A 205-nucleotide genomic window follows, 5' to 3' on the forward strand; every position below is an offset into this window, starting at 1 on the left:
TTGTCACCCGTTACCGGGAAGCCGGTAATCGGGCGCTTCGATGGGGGCCGCCTGTCCTCCGATGGCGGGCTGCTGGTGTTGCGGGAAGTCGAACGGCGGCTGCGTGTGGCCGAGCGGCTGGCCGGGTGCATCGAGGACCCGCGCGATCCTTTGCGCACCGTGCATTCGCTGACCGACATCATCGGCTTCCGCCTGCTGGCCATCG

General features: G+C 68.3%; 1 protein-coding gene. It reads left to right on the forward strand.

The genetic code is table 11. The features are described 5' to 3' along the window. The coding region (locus tag EJ903_RS26850) for a transposase (protein ID WP_174237376.1) at positions 1-205 on the forward strand (205 nt) is incomplete at both ends.

The sequence above is a fragment of the Azospirillum griseum genome (genome assembly GCF_003966125.1).
Taxonomy (GTDB): domain Bacteria; phylum Pseudomonadota; class Alphaproteobacteria; order Azospirillales; family Azospirillaceae; genus Azospirillum; species Azospirillum griseum.